Origin of the sequence: Roseinatronobacter domitianus, from assembly GCF_023336755.1 — a bacterium.
In the GTDB taxonomy this organism is placed as follows: Bacteria; Pseudomonadota; Alphaproteobacteria; order Rhodobacterales; family Rhodobacteraceae; genus Roseinatronobacter; species Roseinatronobacter domitianus.
Window position 1 is genome coordinate 1 of the sequence record NZ_JALZWP010000001.1, and the last position, 17,948, is coordinate 17,948.

Below are 17,948 nucleotides of genomic sequence, written 5' to 3' on the forward strand. Positions count from 1 at the left end.
TGCGCGGCTCTACAAGAAATCACCCGGCACCGGGGCGATGCTTTGCTTCATCGGACATGCGCTGATGGAAAACCGGCACGGGTTTGTCGTGCAGGGCGACCTGACCCAGGCGGACGGTCATGCCGAATGCGCCGACCGGCCGCGCGATCGCACGACACAGCCCTCATGAAAGGACTGCGTTCCGGCTTGGAGACTATTTCAGCGGCCTGTTAGGGTGCGCGGGGTAAGGCGCCAAACTCATTGATATTCAACAACAAAACATGGCTTTGTTGGTAAAACCCCATGTCTGTCACTGTTGATGCCCGCGACTGCGTTGCGCAGGGGCAAAGTTGCACATGGGTCAATTCTCAATGACAATTTCTGATTTTGTGGGGTCAGTTCCCGGTGAAAATCAACACCATTTTCTCACCCCCTGTCGAAACGGGACGATTTCACCGGCTAGGGATGGGGGTGTACACGGTGTCGACCGCAATATCTTTGACCGGGTCCAAAGTCGCAAGCCCTTTCAGGTCCTCGCCTTCGCCAACAAGTGCTCCGTAAATTTCTTCAAACGACGGATCGGTTTGGGGCACAGGATAGCGATAATCGCTCATCACTTCGGAAATCGCGCCCGCAACATCAAGACTGGCGCGCGCCACTTCATAGTCGCCCGCCCGTAGAAAAGCCGTGGCTTGATCGATATACTGGCGGTAAAGCGACGACAGGTCGTCCCTGGACTTATCCGCAAGTTCATACAGATAAGACATGAACATGCTCTGATCCGTCGCGATTGGAATGTAGCTTCCGTTCACATCATTTATCTGGACATCGCCCCCGGATCCCAAGACCGCAGCTGTAAATGGACTTGTTGTTGCGGCAAAAGAGCCGGCAGTTCGACCGCCTGCACCGATAAGACCTGTCTGCACCGCCGCAACAGCTGCGATCCCCAGACCGATAATAGCCGCCCCCATGACCGTCCAGTCCAAGATCACACCGCCATTTTCGTCGATGACGAAATCCGAGTACAGCTTGCAACTCATATGAACGCTCCGAAATTACTTGTTAAGATATTCGTGCATGAGCTTCGAAAACGGCTGAAATTAGGCGGCATTTGGACCTAATTGCGCAATGCATCCTGTAAGAAGGCTGCATATCTCTCTTCGGAAAAGCAGGGTTCGCGCAAAAATATCCGCACGATTGGATGGTCGTAGACCCGCCAGGGCTCTTGTGCCCAATGGTCGGGCAGCGACCAGAATGGCAGCGGATAGCCGCGATCAAGAACCAAAACCGGCGCAAAGCAAGCCTGCCCGGACAACAATGCGTCATAATGGGCCGTGGTCATGGGGAAGCGCTCTGGCAGGCGTGGCATGATCGCCGATTGCCGATCCGAAGACAGGATCAGCACATCTGTGCGCGCCAACATGTTTGCCCAGCGAATGGCTTTTGCCGGAGTGTCCGGGTCGGTAATGTCTAGAACCTGCATCGTGAACCAATCGTCATGGTCCGGCCAGCGGTGTCGTTCGTCGCCCTGTAGGCGCACAATGGTGGGCAAGTGCTCGTCCCAGCCGGTTTCATTGGTCAGGATCGTGCCGCGCGGCAAGGCCCATAGCCAATGCGACGCCAAAAGGCGCGGATGCGCACCGTCATGCAGCCTCACCATTCCCGACCCCCAATAGAGAGCGGCCACCAGCACCGCGATGATGCTGTAACCACCCAATCGCGCTATGACCGGGGCAAGCGCAATGGCCAAAGCTGGCAGCGCGGGCGCCCCATATCGCAAGGCAGCGACTGAACTGATCGCGGTAAGGGCAACAAACACGCCCACAACTCCCAAGGCGACCATAGTCCCGGCACAAACGGATCGCCACAGTCCAAGCACAAGCAGGGCAGCAACAGGACCAAACCCGAACAGCGCGAAATCACGCGCAAGTCGCAGCGGGCCATATCCCGCGATCCATTGCCAGTTCGGCGGAAAATCGGGCGATGCCGTCACATCGGCCAAGCCGGTAAAATCCGTGATGTAGTCTTGGGACAGCGCCACCCCCAAAGGCCCCGGCCCCATAAAAGCAAACGGGTTTGTCAGTCTGAACACAATCGCCAGGGCCAAAACGGCGCAGGCCGTCGCAACCAAAGCCTGACGCGCGGTTAGTCCGCCACGCCACGCCAGCCCCAAGGCAACCAGACCAGGCGCCAGCATCAAAACACCTGTAATCTTGCTGGCCATCGCAAGACCGATGAAACCACCTGCAATCGTGGCCATGGCAAGCACGTTGCCCTGCCCGCGAGCCAGAGCGATCATCGGCACCAAGGCACCCGTGCAGGCCGCAGCCAGCCAGACATCGACGGTGTGAAAGCTGGACAATTGTAACGCGCTCGGCATTGCTGCATATAGCGCCGCCGCAACGAGCGCCGATCCCGGCCCTGCCAGCAAACGCGCCCCGGCAAAGACCCCCAGCATGGTCGCTACATCGACCACCGATGACAAGCTACGAACCACGGGCATAACGGCGAACCAGTCTGTCGTCCCCAAGGCGCGCGCCAAAAGCGCCCCCGCCAGCAGCGGGGCTTCGCCATAAACATAGCTTGCGGCACCAAGATGCGGGTTCAGAGGCGACTGGTCGGAATACCACCACTCATACCATGACAAGCCAGCATAGGCGGGGTCCGCAAGGGCAGACAGTATTGTCTGTGTAACGAACAAAAGATGCCGCTCGTCCGGATGCAGCCCGGCATACCCATCCCATCCTATACTGCTAATCCGCACCCATAGTGCCGCCGCCACAAGCACAGACAGCACCAAACCCGTCATCAGCCGCGATTGCGCAAAGAAAAGGTGCATGGCCTACCCATATCCTCGTGTTGGCCCGATTTGGGCGCTGTTTCCTTTGTCAGAAAACCGAGATCACCCGCGCGTGCAAAGCAAGAAAGCTGCGCGCGCAGCGCTCAACAGCATGATCCACGCTACAAAACACGATTGGTGCGCAAGTTGCCACAATAAGGCCACGATAATTGGCTAGCGTGATTAACAGAGTGTGTTTTGTGCAAGGGTGTTCCAATGCTGCGCCGCAAGTATCGTATTCGAATTTGTTTGAAACCAAACCCTGGGCGTTTTGCCCGGAACGAGGATGGAACCTTCACGGTTTTTTCATTGTTCGTGTTTGTAACCATGCTTCTCGTAGCAGGGCTTGCTATCGACTCCATGAGGACAGAAACCGTGCGCGTGCGGATGCAGGGCGTTACGGATCGCGCTGTTCTGGCCGCAACCATGATGGGCGATTCCAACGGCTTTGCGACCCCAGAACAATTGCTGGAATCGTATTTCTCCGCCGCAGGCCTGCAAGACCAACTGGGCACCAGATACGAAATCACCGAAAGCCAATGGACGGGGCGCAATGTCCGGGCCGTTCCGGGTGCGTCGGTGCCTTCGCTCTTTACCAGAATGATCGGGGTTGATGACTTCGACGTCGCCACCCCCGCCGCGGCCGCAGAAGCTGTGATCTCGACCTGGCTGGACATCGTCCTGGTCCTCGACATCTCTGGATCCATGGGGTTTGACGGTGGCAGCCGCATCATCCAGTTGCGGCAGGCAGCATCGCAATTTGCGCAGACCCTGTTGTCCGAAAACGAGGACCGCAAGGTTTCTTTGACAATCGTGCCCTACGATACCAGCGTGCTGCCCCCGTCTAGTATGCTCAGCCATTTTTCAAACCTGTCAGGTGCCAGCGGTGCATGTCCGGATTTCAACTCGTGGAACTCCATCGAAAACGGGATAAACGCGTCGATGTACCGGCGAGAGTGCCACGAAGACGCATGGGGGCGGATCCAGCCCTTCCTCGGCGAAGCGGGACCGGCTGTTGCGGCGATCAACGCGCTTCAACCGCGCGATGTGACCTCTATCGATCTTGGCGCGCGCTGGGGGGCGATGTTTTTTGATCCGACAATCCGCCCGGCTGTGGACGACATGATCAATCAGGGTCTGATTGATGATGAATACGATGGCCGCCCCTTCGACTGGGATGAACCCAATGTGGTGCGCGCGATGGTCTTGATGACCGATGGCGAGAATTGCTGCGGCCACCGCTACAGCGCAAACCGCCAAGACCAAAATACGCGGGCCGTTTGCCGCGACCTCAAAAGAGAAGGCGTTCTGATCTATACAGTCGCTTTCGAAGCAGACCCATCCGGTGCGGCCCTGATGCAGAACTGCGCATCGGCGCCCTCGTTTTTCTTTGACTCGCGCGTCGGCGGCCTGATGAATATCTTTGCCGCTATCGCCAGTAACGTTGTCACCCAGACCCTGAGGTTGACACAATGAGCCGTCTGACACGCCATCTGGTCTTGTTTCGCCTGCGCGAAGCAGGATCGGCCACGGTCGAATTCGTGATCGCGCTGCCCTTCGTCCTTGCGATTCTGTTTTCATCAATCGATTTTGGCGCGGTGATGTTGCGTCAGGTCTTTCTGGACCGGGCCGTCGACATCGCCGTGCGGGAAGTGCGCTTGGGCAATATTCCGACGGGCGGTATAGCGAGTCTCCGCTCGCAAATTTGTCAGCGGACGTTGCTGATAAGTGATTGCGAAGCCGGCCTTGCCATCGAATTGCGTCCGATCAACACCAACACTTGGGCCGGGGTGCATGACCCGGTGACTTGCATCAACCGCTCGGCCAACATCAATCCGACACTGGCATTCAACCCGTCTGCCGGAAATCCGGACATGATGCTTGTAAAGGTCTGCGCCTCGATTGATCCATTCCTGACTGTGACAGGGCTGGTTTTCGGGCTTGGCAATGATGTGGACGGCGATATCCGGCTTGTCTCTATCGGGGCGTTCATGAACGAACCTACCTAAGAACTGGGTTGTCGGCGCAGCCTGCATTGACATGAGTAGTTTGCAGGAGTAACTTTAGCGCAATATGTAGTAGTGTGTTACCGACCCCTGTCCTGCTTTTGCACGGTATAGTTTGGGTCTTCCATGGGGCAAAACATAAGATGCTCAAGGATAAGACCGCTGGTGTGGCCAGTTCAGGTTTGCAACTGCATATTCGCCGCATTTTGTTCCGGGTTAAAGCTGCATGGGCCCGTGAAGCAGGTAGCGCTACAGTAGAATTGGTGATCGTGCTTCCCATCCTGCTATGGGCATTGGTGGCAACCGTGGTATTTTTCGACGCATTCAAGTCGCGAAACCAGACCGAAATGGCCGCCAACACGATTGCAGACGCCCTGTCACGCGAAACTCAGGCTCTCAGCCCTTCCTTTCTGGAGGGGATGAATGAAGCTCTGGATTTGCTGGCGCAGTCACGCTACCCGACACGGCTTCGGGTTTCGGGGATCATCTGGGATGATTATCTGAACCGCCCTCATTTGCATTGGTCATATGGGACACGGGGCTTGGAACCCCTCCCCGAAAATGCACTTGAATTGCTGCAAGACAACAACCTGACAGATTTGCAGGCGCAATTCGGCGGTGGTTCTGGCGCGGTCTTCGCGACTGCGGAATCTCAGATGCCGGTGCCCAATTTCCATGAGAGCATTCCGATCATTGTGCCCGGCGAAACCATGCTGATGGTCGAAACCTTCGGGCTTTGGCGACCTTTTGCCTCTGTCGGCGTCAGCACAACGCGTCTGAATTCTCTGGTGGCGGTGCGTCCGCGCTTTTCGCCAACGATAAGCACCCAAAATATTCCGATCTACCTGCCCCCCCCCACACCAACGCCGTTGCCGACCCCAACGCCGTTGCCGACCCCAACACCTTGGCCAACACCAACCCCAGGCCCCACACCGACCGCTGGGCCAACCCCAACACCTTGGCCGACGCCAACGCCCGGACCGACGCCAACGCCTTGGCCAACACCGACCCCAGGTCCGACGCCGACACCTTGGCCCACACCAACGCCAGGGCCGACGCCCACACCTTGGCCGACACCGACACCGTGGCCGACACCAACGCCGACACCTGGCGAAACCTGCACCTTCTGCTAGGGGCGCGGAGTGAGCCTTGAGGACGCGCCCCCATGCCTGCCCATCGCGCTCTCGCAACGCGATGGGATCAAAGCGGTCTCGATCGTGATCCCTTGCCTTGACGAAGCAGAGGTGTTGCCCGAAATGCTGTCGCGCCTGCGTGCGATTGCGGACACCCAAAAGGACTGCACGTTCGAGTTTATCTTTGTCGATGATGGATCGCGCGACAGCACGCTCCCAATTCTTGCGCAAGCTGCCACCGAAGATGGGCGCGTTAAAGCCATCAGCTTTGCGCGGAACTTCGGCCAGCAAATCGCGGTAACAGCCGGGATAGACTTTGCGCGGGGCGACGCCGTAGTCTTGATGGATTGCGACCTGCAAGACCCGCCTGAAGTTATCCCGAAGATGATCGCGACTTGGCGCAGCGGGTTCGACGTGGTCTATGGAACCCGCGCGTCCCGCCCCGGCGACAGTTGGTTCAAAACCTCAAGCGCGCGCGTCTTTCACCGCGTCATGTCGCGGTTGTCTGAAGTGCCCATCCCCTCTGACACCGGCGATTTTCGGTTGATGGACCGCAGCGTGGTGGACGTGCTGCGCGCAATGCCTGAACGCCATCGGTTCTTGCGCGGAATGGTGGCTTGGACCGGCTTTCGGCAGACCGCCATTGCCTATGACCGGCCAGAACGCTTCGCGGGCCAGACCAAATATCCGCTCATCAAAATGCTGCGTTACGCCATGGACGGGCTGCTGTCTTTCTCTACCAAACCATTGCAAATGGCCATTGGTTTGGGTCTGGTCACAGTCCTCATGTCGGTGATGGGGATCGTTTATGCGTTGGTTATGCGGGCTTTTACCTCTGTCTGGGTTGAAGGTTGGACGGCCTTGATGATCGCGGTTTTGTTCCTCGGCGGTGTTCAACTGTTGTCGCTTGGGATTATCGGCGAATATGTCGGGCGCATTTATGGCGAAGTGCAGCGCCGCCCGCTTTACGTCGTGCGCCACCGGATAGGCCATAGCCAGGACGTGCGCCCCTCGGACGACCCGGCATGAGGCAGGCCGCGCATTTGCTGGCCGGGCTGTTCCTGTCTGCACTCTTTTTGTGGCTCACGTTGCGTGTTGTGGATTTCGCGGCGCTTCGCGATGCCTTCACGCAGGTGGACCTTGCCATGCTGGCCTTGGCCCCGGTCGCCCTTGCACTCGGCTATGGCGCGCGTGTGCAGCGATGGCGGATCATGCTTCGCCTGCATAACCCAGGACTTGGCTTTGGACGGGCGGGCGTGGCCTTCGTGGCCGCGACGGCGGTCAACAATCTGGTCCCCTTTCGGGCGGGCGATGCGCTGCGATGCTTTGCTTTCGGGCGTTGGTTAGGGGTTACGCCGGGTGCTGTGCTTGGCACGGTGATCGTCGAACGTGTGCTGGACCTGGTCGCGCTGATGAGCATTGCCGCCATCGCAATCTGGCTTTTGGCCCCGCAACAGCCAGGCTGGCCAGCCATAGGAGTCGCCGCAGCAGCAGGGGCCGCAATTGGCCTTCTGGTGCTTTGGGCGTTGATCCACCCGAACCTTGCGGGCCGGTTCGTGCGGGGTCTGTCGCGCATCGCAGCGCGCCTTGGCCCCAAGGCACAAAGCCGCGTCGATGCGCTGCTGTTGCCTCTGTCTGCTGCGCTATCAGGCTTGGGAGCACGTGGGCAACGCCGACCAATTCTGGCTTGGACCGTGCCTGTCTGGGTTCTGGAGGGCGCCTGTTTCGCCGCCGTTGCGCACGCCGTTTCGGGTTTGATCGCACCCGCAGCCGCGTGGCTTGCCTTGCCAATGGGCACTTTGGCCACGCTTTTACCGACCACGCCGGGCCATATCGGACCGTTCGACTATGCCGCACAACTGGCAACGACCGCCCTCGGCAACCCACTGGTGGAAGCCACGGTCTTTGTGCTTGTAGTTCATGCGGTCTTGTGGGCGACAACCACCGCGACCGGGCTTGTCTGCTTGCTGGTCTGGACCATGCAGACACCCGGGAAAGCGACAAGTTGACCCGCCATTTCACCATCATCGGCGCCGGTTTCGCTGGGCTGTCCGCCGCCCGCGACCTCGCGCGTGCAGGCCATAAAGTGACAGTTCTAGAGGCCGACACACATGTCGGCGGGCTGGCGGGATCGTTTACCCCGGCGGCGGGCAACGAGCCACTGGATCGATTCTACCACCATTGGTTCACGTCAGACCAAGAGGTGAGAGCGTTGATCGAGGAGCTTGGCCTTGGTGCGGAGGTCACTCAAGACGCCACATTGACCGGCGTTTATTTCAATGGGGCCACATTGCGACTGTCCAAGCCCCTTGACCTGCTACGCTTCCATGCGCTGCCGGTTCTTGACCGTCTGCGGCTGGCCTTGCTTGCGTTGCGCGCGCGGCGGGTGCGCGACTGGCGCGCGTTGGAAGCGCTGACGGCCGCTGACTGGCTGCGCTCGATGGGCGGCAAGCGTGTTTATGACACGCTATGGGCCCCTTTGCTCCGGGGTAAATTCGGTGCGCATGCAGATCAGATCGGCGCGGTCTGGATGTGGAACAAGCTGAAGCTGAGGGGAGGATCACGCGGACGCAACGGGGCAGAGAACCTGTCCTATATGCGTGGGTCGTTTGCGCGGGTCGCGCAGGCAATGGCAGAAGATATCATCGCACATGGCGGAGATCTGCGACTTGGCGTGCCAATAACGCGGCTGACCCCGTGCAACACGGGCGGTTGGCACTTGGAGATGGGTGCAGAAAGCCTGTATGCGGATGCCGTCATCGCCACGCCTGCCCCTGCACTGGTGGCCGGCATGATCGCGCATTGGGCCAGCCCAGCGCAGTTGGATCGTCTGACAGCCATCCCCTATCTGGCAAACCTGTGTCTGGTGTTGGAGTTGGATCGTTCACTTGGATCGACCTATTGGTTGAACGTAACGGACCCAGATTTCCCCTTCGTCGGCGTGATCGAACACACCCGCTTTCAGCCTGCCAGCTATTATGGCGGGCGACACATCGTTTACCTGTCACGATATATGTCGCAGGACGACCCGCTTCTGAGCTTAACCGACGACGCTGTGCTGGACTATGCCCTGCCGCACCTGTCGCGCATGTTCCCAGAGTTCCGGCGCGACTGGCTGCGCGCGCATCATGTCTGGCGCGCACATTGGGCGCAGCCTGTGATAACATGCAACTACAGCGCCATGATCCCGCCGGAAAGCGGATTGGCACCCGACCTGCACCTGTGCTCCATGGCGCAAATCTACCCCGAAGACCGCGGCACGAATTACGCCGTGCGCGCCGGTCGGGCCTTGGCTCGGCGTCTGATTGATGAGGCACGTGGGGTCTAGGCAGGGCAGCGCTCATGCGTGATCGCGATGATCTGCCCGCCTGCGTCATCATGCACACTCACGCCAATAGCGCGCAGGCCAGATTCGTTCAGATCTGGGTAAAACTCGCGCTCTACCTGGCCCAGAATGACGTAGCGCACACGGTAACGTTGTGCGATTGCACAGCGCAATGCTGCATCGGGGGTCGTGTAAAACTGCCGGACATCCTCGGCCCGTCGATTGGGGCGGACAGGATCGTTTCGCCATAGCCATTGATGCGCAGCCCAACCGACCACAGCGTCTTGCCCGGTCATGGCGGAAACGCGTGCTGTCGGGCCAAAGGCTGGGCCAGAGGCTTCAATGATCGCCTCTCCCGGCTGCAAAGGCAGACCCGCGGCAGACAAAACAAGCGCACGCTCGTCGCCCAGAAAACCCAAGCCATCAAGGCTGCGAATTGCGGAGGGTGCTATCGCGATATGCGGCGCATAGGCCAGCAGCGCACAGAGCGGCAGGGCCACCACGCCCCCGGCGAACAGACCACGCCGCCCCAAACGCAGCGCAAAGGCCACGGTCACAGCGGCTGCAATGACAAGCATCGGCTGAGCGCGAAAGCTCAGCTTGAACATTGTGTTCGCACGGGCATATTCCAGCCCGTAAATGTCCCGAACGATCACGATTTCGGGCACGATAAGCACCGTGAGCGCCACCGCAAACAGAAATGCAAGCGCCCATTGCCGACGCAAGGCAGGCACACGATAGGCAAGCGCCAAAAAGACCGCACAGGCCAGAACGCCATGCCCATAGAGCACCAGCCATTGCCATACTGGTGTACGCGCAGGGGCAAATTCGATGCCAGATGCAAAGGGCATGAACCACCCCATGAACGGTGCAGCAGTGACGAATGCTGCCGCGACCACCTGCACCGTCCGCACGCCCAAAAGGTCGGCCCCGCCACGTCTGGACTGGCTCAACAAGATTGCAGCGACGACAAGCGCGGCCAGTCCCAAAACCGCTACGTCCCAGGAATTGATGCTCGCAGACAGGCCCATCAGCCATCCAAAGCCCAAGGCTTGGGACGTGCTGGGCGCGGCACCGCGCCGCGTGGCCGCAACCATGGCCAACAGCACCATCAAGGCCAGGAAGAAAACTGGCAGCGCCAGCACATGCGCATGCAGATCGCCGACCGCGAAAGCGTAGGCTGGAAACTCGGTAAAGGCCTTGTCCTGCGTCGGCGGATCAAAGCCGATAAACCGGGTCGAGTCGGGAAAGTAAAAGGCCGGGTTGGTGGCAGGCATCAGCGGGCGCAAAAGCGTATAGAGCGCCGAATGCAGGTTGCCCCCATAAAGTACGATCGCCGCAGCAAAGCCAGCCATCACGCGGGCGGTCCATATCCCGGCAGGGCGCGCAAGCCGCAGCGTGATTGCCCAGACTGCAAGCCCGGTCAACGCAAACAACACGGCCATGGCCAGTTGGTAAACCTGATCGGCACGCGCTCCCAACAGGTTGCCCAAAGCCGCGACCATCGCCTGTCCAACATAATAGTAGTTCACCGGCTCGCCCGCGAACCAAGGGTCGGCGGGCGGCATGACATCGCTGCGCATGGCGCTGGACACAAAGGCCATGTTGGTAAATTTCTCCAGCCCCGACAGGCTGGCCTTTTCCAGCCTTTGCGCCAGACCAAGCCAGAACAGGCCGGCGGCCCCCAGCAAAAGCGGCAATGCCCCCCCTGCCCGTTCGCTGATCCGTCCCTTGATCCGCCCATTAGCCGGCGCGCCGAGCGCAAAGCGCAGAGCCAAAAGAACCAACAAGCCTGACAAGCTGGCCTGTGCGAAGGGCACAAGGCGCAGCGCGGCCAGCACCCAGGGCACCCATCCAAGGACCAGCCATGACAGCAGCAGCGCGGCGATCCAGCCGCCCCCCCATGGCACCAACCGAAGCGCAAGTGGGCGCGCGATGAACGTGGCCAGCGCCATAACCGCGAATAGCCGCAGAACCAACAAAATGTCGGCCATAGGCAGGCTTCCTGTCATCACGCGCCGCCCCCTAAAACCCGCGCAAGAGTGCTTAGAGCACAGTCGACAGACGGTCGGACCGCAGAGAGCCGGTTCGTCAACTCTTCGATTCCAAGACCCTCGGTTTTGCGAAACAGGATCATATTTGGTCGGTCAAACACGGCGCGGGTTTCCTCCGCCCGCAGGCCAGGACCAAACAGCCGCCCCAAGAGCCCCACGCGGTACGTGCGATGATAGGGGAAGAAACCCAGCGTTCCATCCACAAGCCCTGCGTAATGGGCGCAGATCGCAGCGGGCCGACCAGGCTGTCGCGGCAGCACCTCCCAGTTCCGTCGGCTGGCGACGACCAGCCAATCGGCTTGCGCAAGGGTCTCTGCCAAGGCTTGCGGCGTCAGGTCGGGGTTCGCCAAGGGCAAAGAGATGCTGCGCCGCCCTGCCAGTTGCGCCAAGTCCCGAGGCTCCACCGCGATGACAGAGTCGGGGGGGATCTGGTTCGCTATGACGGCTTCCATGGCCAGGCGCGGATCGGGCTTTGCATAGGCACTGGCCATGTCCAAACCCGCCAGCCCCATCAGTCCCAGCCCAGCCAGACCAGCGGCAAGCGGGCTGCGTGCATGCAGCACCATCGCCATGCGCCCGATGGCAACGCCAGCCAATATCAGAACAATGGGCAAAAGTGGGGCCAGGTATCGGGTGAATTTTGCATGCCAACCAAAGGTCAGCGCGGCATAGACCAGCGCAAAAGCCAAGCCGGGAAGCGCCATCCGCCAGCCCGAGCGCGGCATCAGCAAAAGCGCCAGCAAGGCCAACACAAAACCGGCCCCTTGAGTGATCGACCAAAGCTGACCCAGTTGGAACACCACGGGCGACGTTCCCGTGAATTGCGCGGTCCAGAAAACCGGAACGCTGCCATCTACGACACCGCCTTCAAAGCGCATGACGGCCAGCCACGGTTCTGTGGCGAAGATGACAGAGGGTGCGAAGGCAAGGCCTTGAGCAAGTGCGACCACGCCAAGCAATACGCCCAATCTAAGGCGTATCACCGGGGCGCGCGGGCTTAACGCCAGTGCCAGCACGGGCAAAAGCGCAACGGCAAGCGCGGTGGTCTTGAACCCAAAGCCAACGCCCAAAGTAACGGCCATGCTCAGCACGAAGGCGCGGTCGGTCATTTGTCCAGCCTGCCAACGCACAGCCAGAAACCACGCCAACCCGACGAGCAGCGCCATGGCGCTTTCGGTCGTGCCAAAATGCCCCCATTGAACCAACGGTGCCGACAGTGCCAAGGCCGCGGCGGCCACCAGCCCTGCAATGCGCCCCGCCTGAATATTACCGTCCGCGCTGGCCAGCAAAAAGGCTACCCCCGCACCGGGCAAGATCAGCACGGCAGACAAGGTTGCAGACAGCGCGCGCGCAACCAGTGTCAGGCAAGCGCCATCGTTGCTGTCGCAAAATGGCAGCGAGATAAGGCGCGGAAGCCATAGGGCCAGGTCGTTATAGGCATGGAATTCAGGAAGCAGGCGCCCCTCGACACCAAGGGACAAAGCCGCGCGCACAAGGTTTCCCTCATCCGGGTGCAAGCCGCGTCCTCCATCCCAGTTCAGCCCGAACACACGCAGCGCCAGCGCCAGCAAAGCCAAAAGCCATACCGCGCGGCGATACCGTGCCGCGTCACGCCATAATGTCGTCACGGCTGCATGCGCTGGGTTACCGGTATCGGTCACAGTTTCATCCGCTTAAACAAGGGTTCGGGGATCAGGCGTATCACGCCCATGATAACTGCCCAGATGGGGCGCACATGGACGATGTTGCGCTGCGTGTCCACAGCCAGACGAATTGCGCGGGCAACGTCTTCGGGTTGCGCCGTCAAAAGGGCGGGAAGCGCCATCCCTTCGGTCATGCGGGTTGCAACATATCCGGGCAGCACCGTGACCACATGCACACCCTTGCCCGCAAGCCGGTTGCGCAATCCCGACAGGAAGGCGGTGAACCCCGCCTTGGCCGCGCCATAGGTGTAGTTGCTGGCCCGTCCGCGTTCACCCGCAACCGAGGAAATGCCCACCAAAACGCCGCTGCCCCTGTCCTCGAAGGCGGCGGCGAATTGCGACAATGCGCTGGCTGGCCCTTCCAGATTACTGCGCAGGACCAGGCTCATATGGTCTGCATCCGTTTCCGCCTGCGCCTGTATTCCCAGCAGCCCCACGGCGCATATAACGATGTCGGGCAGCACAGGCAGGTTGGCAACAAAAGCGGCATGGCTGTCTGTTTCCAACACATCGAACCCGTGGACGGTTACAGGCACCCCGTAGCGCAAATGCAGGTCGGACATGTCCGGCGCAAAACGCTCGGGCGCGCGCCCGGCCAGCATCAGCGGATACCCTGCCGCGCCGTAAACATGGGCAACGGCCCGCGCAATGTCCGAGTTGGCACCAAGGATAAGAACACCACTCGCTGTCATATCTGCACCCGCTTTGATTGCGCGGACTGGAAGTGTGCGTCTAGACCCTGCTCGGAGCGATAGGCCGCAAAGGTATCTGCTCTGGGGTCCGATTGGCGCAGAATACCCGCTTTCAAACGGGCATCCTTGGCAAGATAGACCCGCCCCCCGTTTTCGATCACGATTGCATCTAGTCTGTCCAATACTTTCAGCGCCGCCGGGCTGGCTGGAAAATCCAACGCCAAAGTCAGCCCCGGCATCGGGAATGAAAACGCGCTCTCTTGCATGCCCAATTCCTTCAAAACAGCCAGGAAGGGCGGGCAACGGGCCTCTTGCGTCGCACGCAGGATGTGTTCCAGCCCAGGCTCGGCAGTATCATGGGGCAGCACGCACTGGAACTGAAGCAAACCACGGCTTCCATAAGCGCGCGGCCAAAGATCGATCGCATCCAGCGGAAAGAAGAAACTGCGCCAATCAACCAGTTGTGGCGCGGTGCGCTTGCTTGCCCGGTAAAAATACAGGGCATTGAAGGCCCTCATGCTGGTCGTGTTCAGAACCCATTTTGGCCAGTCGAAGCGCAATCGCGTGCTTGGGGCATCGCGCGGCGTTCTGGAACCAAGCGTGGCGGGTAGATCGTCGTAGCGCGCATGGTGTCCCTTCATGACCACCCCGCGCCCAAAGGAAGCCCCGGTGGTCAGTCCGTCCAGCCAAGCCACGGCATAGGGCGCGGCACGGGCCGCGCGCAACTCTGCCACAGTGTGCCGGAAATTCGATGTTGTGACCTGTTCTTGGCAAATCCAGCCAGTCTCTACCGGTGCCAACCTCAGGCAGGCAGCCAATATAACGCCGGTCAACCCCATTCCGCCCAAGGTGTGGTCAAACAAGTCCGGCTGAACGGTTGACGAACAGCGCCTTACCCTGCCGTTCTTGTCCATGACATCCATCCAGACAACGCAGCCGCGAAAACTGCCCGTATGCACATGGTTCTTTCCATGGACATCCGCCGCGATTGCCCCGCCGACGGTCACGGCGCCGCTACCCGGCAGCACCGGCGGAAACCAGCCTCGCGGCAACATGGCCGCGGCAATATCGGCAAGCGTGACGCCGCACTCGACCTCCAGAAGGCCATGTTCGGGCTCGAAATGCAGCATGCGGTTCATGCGGCGTGTGCTGATCGTATACCCTGAACTGACCGCACTATCGCCATAGGCCAACCCGTTGCCGCGTGCGATGGCAGGATTGGCACTTTGCAGCAACGTTGCCACTTCGGGTGCCGTGCGAGGCGTGTGCAGCACCGTCGCCACGGGTCGAAAACGGCCCCAGCCGGTCAATTCGGCCTGCGTCATTGGCTGACCCATGGCAGAGAGGGCTGCTCAACACTTGCCAAGATCACCGCAGCCGCCAGTATTGCAGCACAGGTCCAACTTGAAATGTCGCGCACCGCATAGACAATGGGGTCGTCGATGATCTGCCCGAGATAGGCCATCAACACAAGCCGCATGGTCCAGAAATACAGCACCAGACACGCCACCCATAATGCAGCGGGGGTCGTATATAGCAGCATGAAATCTGCCGAATTGATATACAACGCCAAGATCAAAATCGCGACATGCCCAGAGGCCACAGCAAGCGTTGCAACAAAGGGCAGATCGTTGGTGCGGTATGCACGCCCCGGCACACGGGCCTGCGGGCTGCTGTCGATCTCGACCAGTTCCGCAAGCCGTTTGATTGCCGCGAGCGCAACAAACAGGAACATCGAGAAGGCCAGCAACCAGATCGACAACCTGATATCCGTGGCGACGCCTCCTGCCACGATCCGCAGAGTATATAGCCCTGCCAAAATCGTGATATCGGCAATCACAAGACGCTTCAGACCCAACGAATATGCTGTTGCTATGCCTGCATAAAGGACCAGGATTGCAAGAAATTGCGGCCCAACCAACGCCCCCAGCACGCCCCCAAGGGCCAAGGTGCCAAGCAGCAGTCCTGGTGCCCAGTTTAAGGGCAAAGCCCCACTCGCGAAGGGACGCCTGCGCTTGCGCAAGTGGCGCCGATCCGCACCCAAATCCATCAGGTCATTCAACAGGTAGACACCAGATGCCACAGCGCAAAAGGCGAGGAAGGCCAACAACGCTTGGCCCAGAGCGGCCAAGTTGATCTGGTGCGCCGCAAGTAACGGCACGAAGACAAGCAGGTTCTTGATCCATTGATGCGGGCGGACTGCGGCAAAGGCTGCGGCGACAATCTGCGCGCCAGCGGCTCTTGGCTTGGGACTGATCCTTTCAATCCTGGCATCGTGCGGAACCCCAAGCTGCGCGTTCAACACCGGAGCAAGATTGCGCATCTGCGCATCGGGAATGACTGCGACATGATCGATCCCGCCAATTCGGGCAGCCAGGGCTTGCTTATCCTCGTTCGGCTTTCGCAGCAGCGCGACACAGATCGCACCCGCGCGCTTTTTCCGATTCAGTATTGATAAAAGCCAGTCCGCCTGCCCGTCTGGCATATCGTCTTGTGCAGAGGCCCCAGCACACACAGTTTTTCGGTCAAAGCGACTCCACCATAGCTCGTGGCGCAAGATGCTGCATAATCCGTTGTCTTCCAGATCAAGTAACAGCACCTGACATCGCGGTGGCGGGGCAAGAAACAACAGCACACTCCCAACAGGCTGGACAGCAAAACACACCGGGCACCGCGAGTCCCTTTGGACAACAGTAAATGTTCCCGGCCCTGACAAAGCAATAGGGCTTGGGTCAAATTTGCGGGCTGCCATTGCGATGGTGGTTTTCGGGTTGGCCAGAGAGTCCCAGTTCTGCCCGGTTATCAGCAAACGGCGCAGATCACGCCGCCCAAGCTGGACCGGTTCACCGGCTTCACCAACCAATAGATGCGGGACGATCTGAACCGTCTTCGCAAACTGCACCCGACCGCCGAGCGCATTTGTGAACGGCAGCGTGACGCGCTATGAACTGATGCAGCGGATGCCCCCACCCGTCGGCATCGGATACCATGACGGTTCTATATTCGCTTAGTGGAGGGCACATCGATGACATCAAAGATCAGTATTTTGGCGATCGATTTGGCAAAAGGCAGCTTTCAGGTCTGTGCAGTGGGGCTTGATGGGATGGTTGTTTTCAATCGCGCTGTGTCGAGAACGCGTTTGGCAACGCTGTTGGCTGAGCACCCTGCCTGCATCGTGGCAATGGAGGCTTGTGCCACCTCGCATCACTGGGGAAGATTTGCGCAAAGCCATGGTCATGAGGTTCGGCTTGTACCAGCTGCTTACGTAAAGCCGTTCGTAAAACGCCAGAAGAACGACCGCGCGGATGCAGAAGCCATTGCGGAGGCGGCCTTGCGACCAACCATGCGGTTTGTGGCAGTGAAGAGCGCGGCAACCCAAGGTCGTGCTGTCGCATTCCGAACGCATCAGTGCATGGTTCGACAGCGGACGCAGCTTATCAACGCTCTTCGCGGCCATTTGGCTGAATTTGGGTTGGTCGCACCCAAAGGGCCCGCAAGTCTCAAGCTGCTCGAGAATGCCCTTGCTGACCAGAGCACAGATCTGCCCACGCCGGTCCGACACATGGGATCGATCTATGTTGAGCAGATTGCGCGTCTCACCGAAGTCATTGACCGGCTTTCCGATGAGCTGGAAACTTCATCGAAGACAGATGAGCAATTGCGCAGGCTTTGCTCTATCCCCGGTGTCGGCCCTGTCACCGCAGGCGCTGTCGCGGCATTCGCCCCTGATCTCGACACATTTGACAGCGGCCGCAACTTCGCTGCTTGGCTGGGTTTGGTGCCGCGACAAAGGTCAACGGGCGGAAAGGCCAGACTGGGATCGGTCAGCAAGATGGGGCAGACTGACATCCGTCGATTGCTGATCGTTGGCGCGTCGTGCCAAAGGCGCGCGTTCCGCGCGACGAGCGTAATCCGCTGGGTGGTTCGCAGAGGCGGCAGTACAAACCGCTGGCTGGCCGCACTGGTCGCGCGCAAGCCGAAGATGGTGGCAGCCGTTGCCTTGGCAAATAAGATGGCCCGAATGATCTGGGCGCTTTCGACAAAGCAGGAGAATTATCGAATGGCGTGACCTGATCCCGAGAAGGAGAAAGGCACGACATGGCCGCGAGGCCAGGGTGAGCTGACCTGCCCCCAATAAACCGGGCCATTCGAAAGGAGAGTTTGTTCTTGTAACGTTCGTCAGCACAAGGAGAACAGACGATGCGCAAATCAGGTTT

Annotated in this window: 14 protein-coding genes and 1 pseudogene; 8 read left to right on the plus strand and 7 right to left on the minus strand. The window is 59.8% G+C overall.

The genetic code is table 11. The features are described from left to right. Nucleotides 1-127 (plus strand): annotated as a pseudogene (locus tag M3N55_RS00005) (IS5/IS1182 family transposase); the annotation flags it as partial. Between the two features lie 304 nt (nucleotides 128-431). Here M3N55_RS00005 and M3N55_RS00010 read toward each other — a convergent pair. Further along, a complete protein-coding gene (locus M3N55_RS00010) occupies nucleotides 432-1,019 on the minus strand; it encodes a hypothetical protein (RefSeq protein ID WP_249055178.1) in 588 nt (195 codons plus the stop codon). A 77-nt stretch (nucleotides 1,020-1,096) separates the two neighbouring features. Continuing rightward, nucleotides 1,097-2,818, minus strand: a complete 1,722-nt coding sequence (locus tag M3N55_RS00015) for a glycosyltransferase family 39 protein (protein WP_249055180.1) — start codon at nucleotides 2,816-2,818, stop codon at nucleotides 1,097-1,099. A gap of 216 nt (nucleotides 2,819-3,034) precedes the next feature. Here M3N55_RS00015 and M3N55_RS00020 point away from each other — a divergent pair, with 216 nt between their 5' ends. From M3N55_RS00020 to M3N55_RS00045, 6 genes are all read left to right on the plus strand, one after another. Beyond that, complete coding sequence (locus M3N55_RS00020) at nucleotides 3,035-4,294, plus strand: VWA domain-containing protein (RefSeq protein ID WP_249055182.1); 1,260 nt, start codon at nucleotides 3,035-3,037, stop codon at nucleotides 4,292-4,294. Continuing rightward, nucleotides 4,291-4,827, plus strand: coding sequence for a TadE/TadG family type IV pilus assembly protein (locus tag M3N55_RS00025; protein WP_249055184.1), 537 nt, complete (start codon nucleotides 4,291-4,293; stop codon nucleotides 4,825-4,827). The genes M3N55_RS00020 and M3N55_RS00025 overlap by 4 nt, the downstream gene beginning before the upstream one ends. 140 nt (nucleotides 4,828-4,967) lie before the next feature. Beyond that, nucleotides 4,968-5,957: a TadE/TadG family type IV pilus assembly protein gene (locus M3N55_RS00030; protein WP_249055186.1), complete on the plus strand. Its 990-nt coding sequence runs from the start codon at nucleotides 4,968-4,970 to the stop codon at nucleotides 5,955-5,957. A 9-nt stretch (nucleotides 5,958-5,966) separates the two neighbouring features. Next, complete coding sequence (locus M3N55_RS00035; RefSeq protein WP_249055188.1) at nucleotides 5,967-6,986, plus strand: glycosyltransferase family 2 protein; 1,020 nt, start codon at nucleotides 5,967-5,969, stop codon at nucleotides 6,984-6,986. Next, the gene (locus M3N55_RS00040; protein WP_249055189.1) at nucleotides 6,983-7,966 is read left to right on the plus strand and encodes a lysylphosphatidylglycerol synthase transmembrane domain-containing protein; all 984 of its coding nucleotides are present in this window, start codon (nucleotides 6,983-6,985) and stop codon (nucleotides 7,964-7,966) included. Before M3N55_RS00035 ends, M3N55_RS00040 begins: the two co-directional genes overlap by 4 nt. Beyond that, nucleotides 7,963-9,285, plus strand: coding sequence for an NAD(P)/FAD-dependent oxidoreductase (locus tag M3N55_RS00045; RefSeq protein WP_249055191.1), 1,323 nt, complete (start codon nucleotides 7,963-7,965; stop codon nucleotides 9,283-9,285). The genes M3N55_RS00040 and M3N55_RS00045 overlap by 4 nt, the downstream gene beginning before the upstream one ends. Here M3N55_RS00045 and M3N55_RS00050 read toward each other — a convergent pair. The 5 genes from M3N55_RS00050 to M3N55_RS00070 are packed head-to-tail and all read right to left on the minus strand — an operon-like array spanning nucleotide 9,282 to nucleotide 16,216. Then, a complete protein-coding gene (locus M3N55_RS00050; RefSeq protein ID WP_249055193.1) occupies nucleotides 9,282-11,276 on the minus strand; it encodes a DUF2298 domain-containing protein in 1,995 nt (664 codons plus the stop codon). The genes M3N55_RS00045 and M3N55_RS00050 overlap by 4 nt on opposite strands. A gap of 17 nt (nucleotides 11,277-11,293) precedes the next feature. Then, nucleotides 11,294-12,997 carry a hypothetical protein gene (locus tag M3N55_RS00055; RefSeq protein WP_249055195.1) on the minus strand — a complete coding sequence of 568 codons (1,704 nt, stop codon included), beginning with the start codon at nucleotides 12,995-12,997 and terminating at the stop codon, nucleotides 11,294-11,296. Beyond that, on the minus strand, nucleotides 12,994-13,731 hold the full coding sequence (locus M3N55_RS00060; RefSeq protein ID WP_249055197.1) for an SDR family oxidoreductase: 738 nt from the start codon (nucleotides 13,729-13,731) through the stop codon (nucleotides 12,994-12,996). The genes M3N55_RS00055 and M3N55_RS00060 overlap by 4 nt, the downstream gene beginning before the upstream one ends. Beyond that, entirely contained in the window at nucleotides 13,728-15,056 is a 1,329-nt protein-coding gene (locus M3N55_RS00065; RefSeq protein ID WP_249055199.1) for an FAD-binding oxidoreductase, read from the minus strand. Before M3N55_RS00065 ends, M3N55_RS00060 begins: the two co-directional genes overlap by 4 nt. After that, complete coding sequence (locus tag M3N55_RS00070; protein WP_249055200.1) at nucleotides 15,053-16,216, minus strand: UbiA family prenyltransferase; 1,164 nt, start codon at nucleotides 16,214-16,216, stop codon at nucleotides 15,053-15,055. Before M3N55_RS00070 ends, M3N55_RS00065 begins: the two co-directional genes overlap by 4 nt. Before the next feature lie 540 nt (nucleotides 16,217-16,756). On the opposite strand from M3N55_RS00070, the gene M3N55_RS00075 reads away from it, so the two are divergent. Then, nucleotides 16,757-17,800, plus strand: coding sequence for an IS110 family RNA-guided transposase (locus M3N55_RS00075; protein ID WP_249055202.1), 1,044 nt, complete (start codon nucleotides 16,757-16,759; stop codon nucleotides 17,798-17,800). Nucleotides 17,801-17,948 lie beyond the last annotated feature (148 nt).

What these genes read in the sequence shown, in the direction of transcription:
- M3N55_RS00050 (WP_249055193.1), bottom strand. Translation starts at nt 11,276, where the DNA reads ATGGCCGACATTTTGTTGGTTCTGCGGCTATTCGCGGTTATGGCGCTG.
- M3N55_RS00015 (WP_249055180.1), bottom strand. Translation starts at nt 2,818, where the DNA reads ATGCACCTTTTCTTTGCGCAATCGCGGCTGATGACGGGTTTGGTGCTG.
- M3N55_RS00040 (WP_249055189.1), top strand. Translation starts at nt 6,983, where the DNA reads ATGAGGCAGGCCGCGCATTTGCTGGCCGGGCTGTTCCTGTCTGCACTC.
- M3N55_RS00075 (WP_249055202.1), top strand. Translation starts at nt 16,757, where the DNA reads ATGACATCAAAGATCAGTATTTTGGCGATCGATTTGGCAAAAGGCAGC.
- M3N55_RS00020 (WP_249055182.1), top strand. Translation starts at nt 3,035, where the DNA reads ATGCTGCGCCGCAAGTATCGTATTCGAATTTGTTTGAAACCAAACCCT.
- M3N55_RS00070 (WP_249055200.1), bottom strand. Translation starts at nt 16,216, where the DNA reads ATGCCAGACGGGCAGGCGGACTGGCTTTTATCAATACTGAATCGGAAA.
- M3N55_RS00010 (WP_249055178.1), bottom strand. Translation starts at nt 1,019, where the DNA reads ATGAGTTGCAAGCTGTACTCGGATTTCGTCATCGACGAAAATGGCGGT.
- M3N55_RS00030 (WP_249055186.1), top strand. Translation starts at nt 4,968, where the DNA reads ATGCTCAAGGATAAGACCGCTGGTGTGGCCAGTTCAGGTTTGCAACTG.
- M3N55_RS00060 (WP_249055197.1), bottom strand. Translation starts at nt 13,731, where the DNA reads ATGACAGCGAGTGGTGTTCTTATCCTTGGTGCCAACTCGGACATTGCG.
- M3N55_RS00065 (WP_249055199.1), bottom strand. Translation starts at nt 15,056, where the DNA reads ATGACGCAGGCCGAATTGACCGGCTGGGGCCGTTTTCGACCCGTGGCG.
- M3N55_RS00025 (WP_249055184.1), top strand. Translation starts at nt 4,291, where the DNA reads ATGAGCCGTCTGACACGCCATCTGGTCTTGTTTCGCCTGCGCGAAGCA.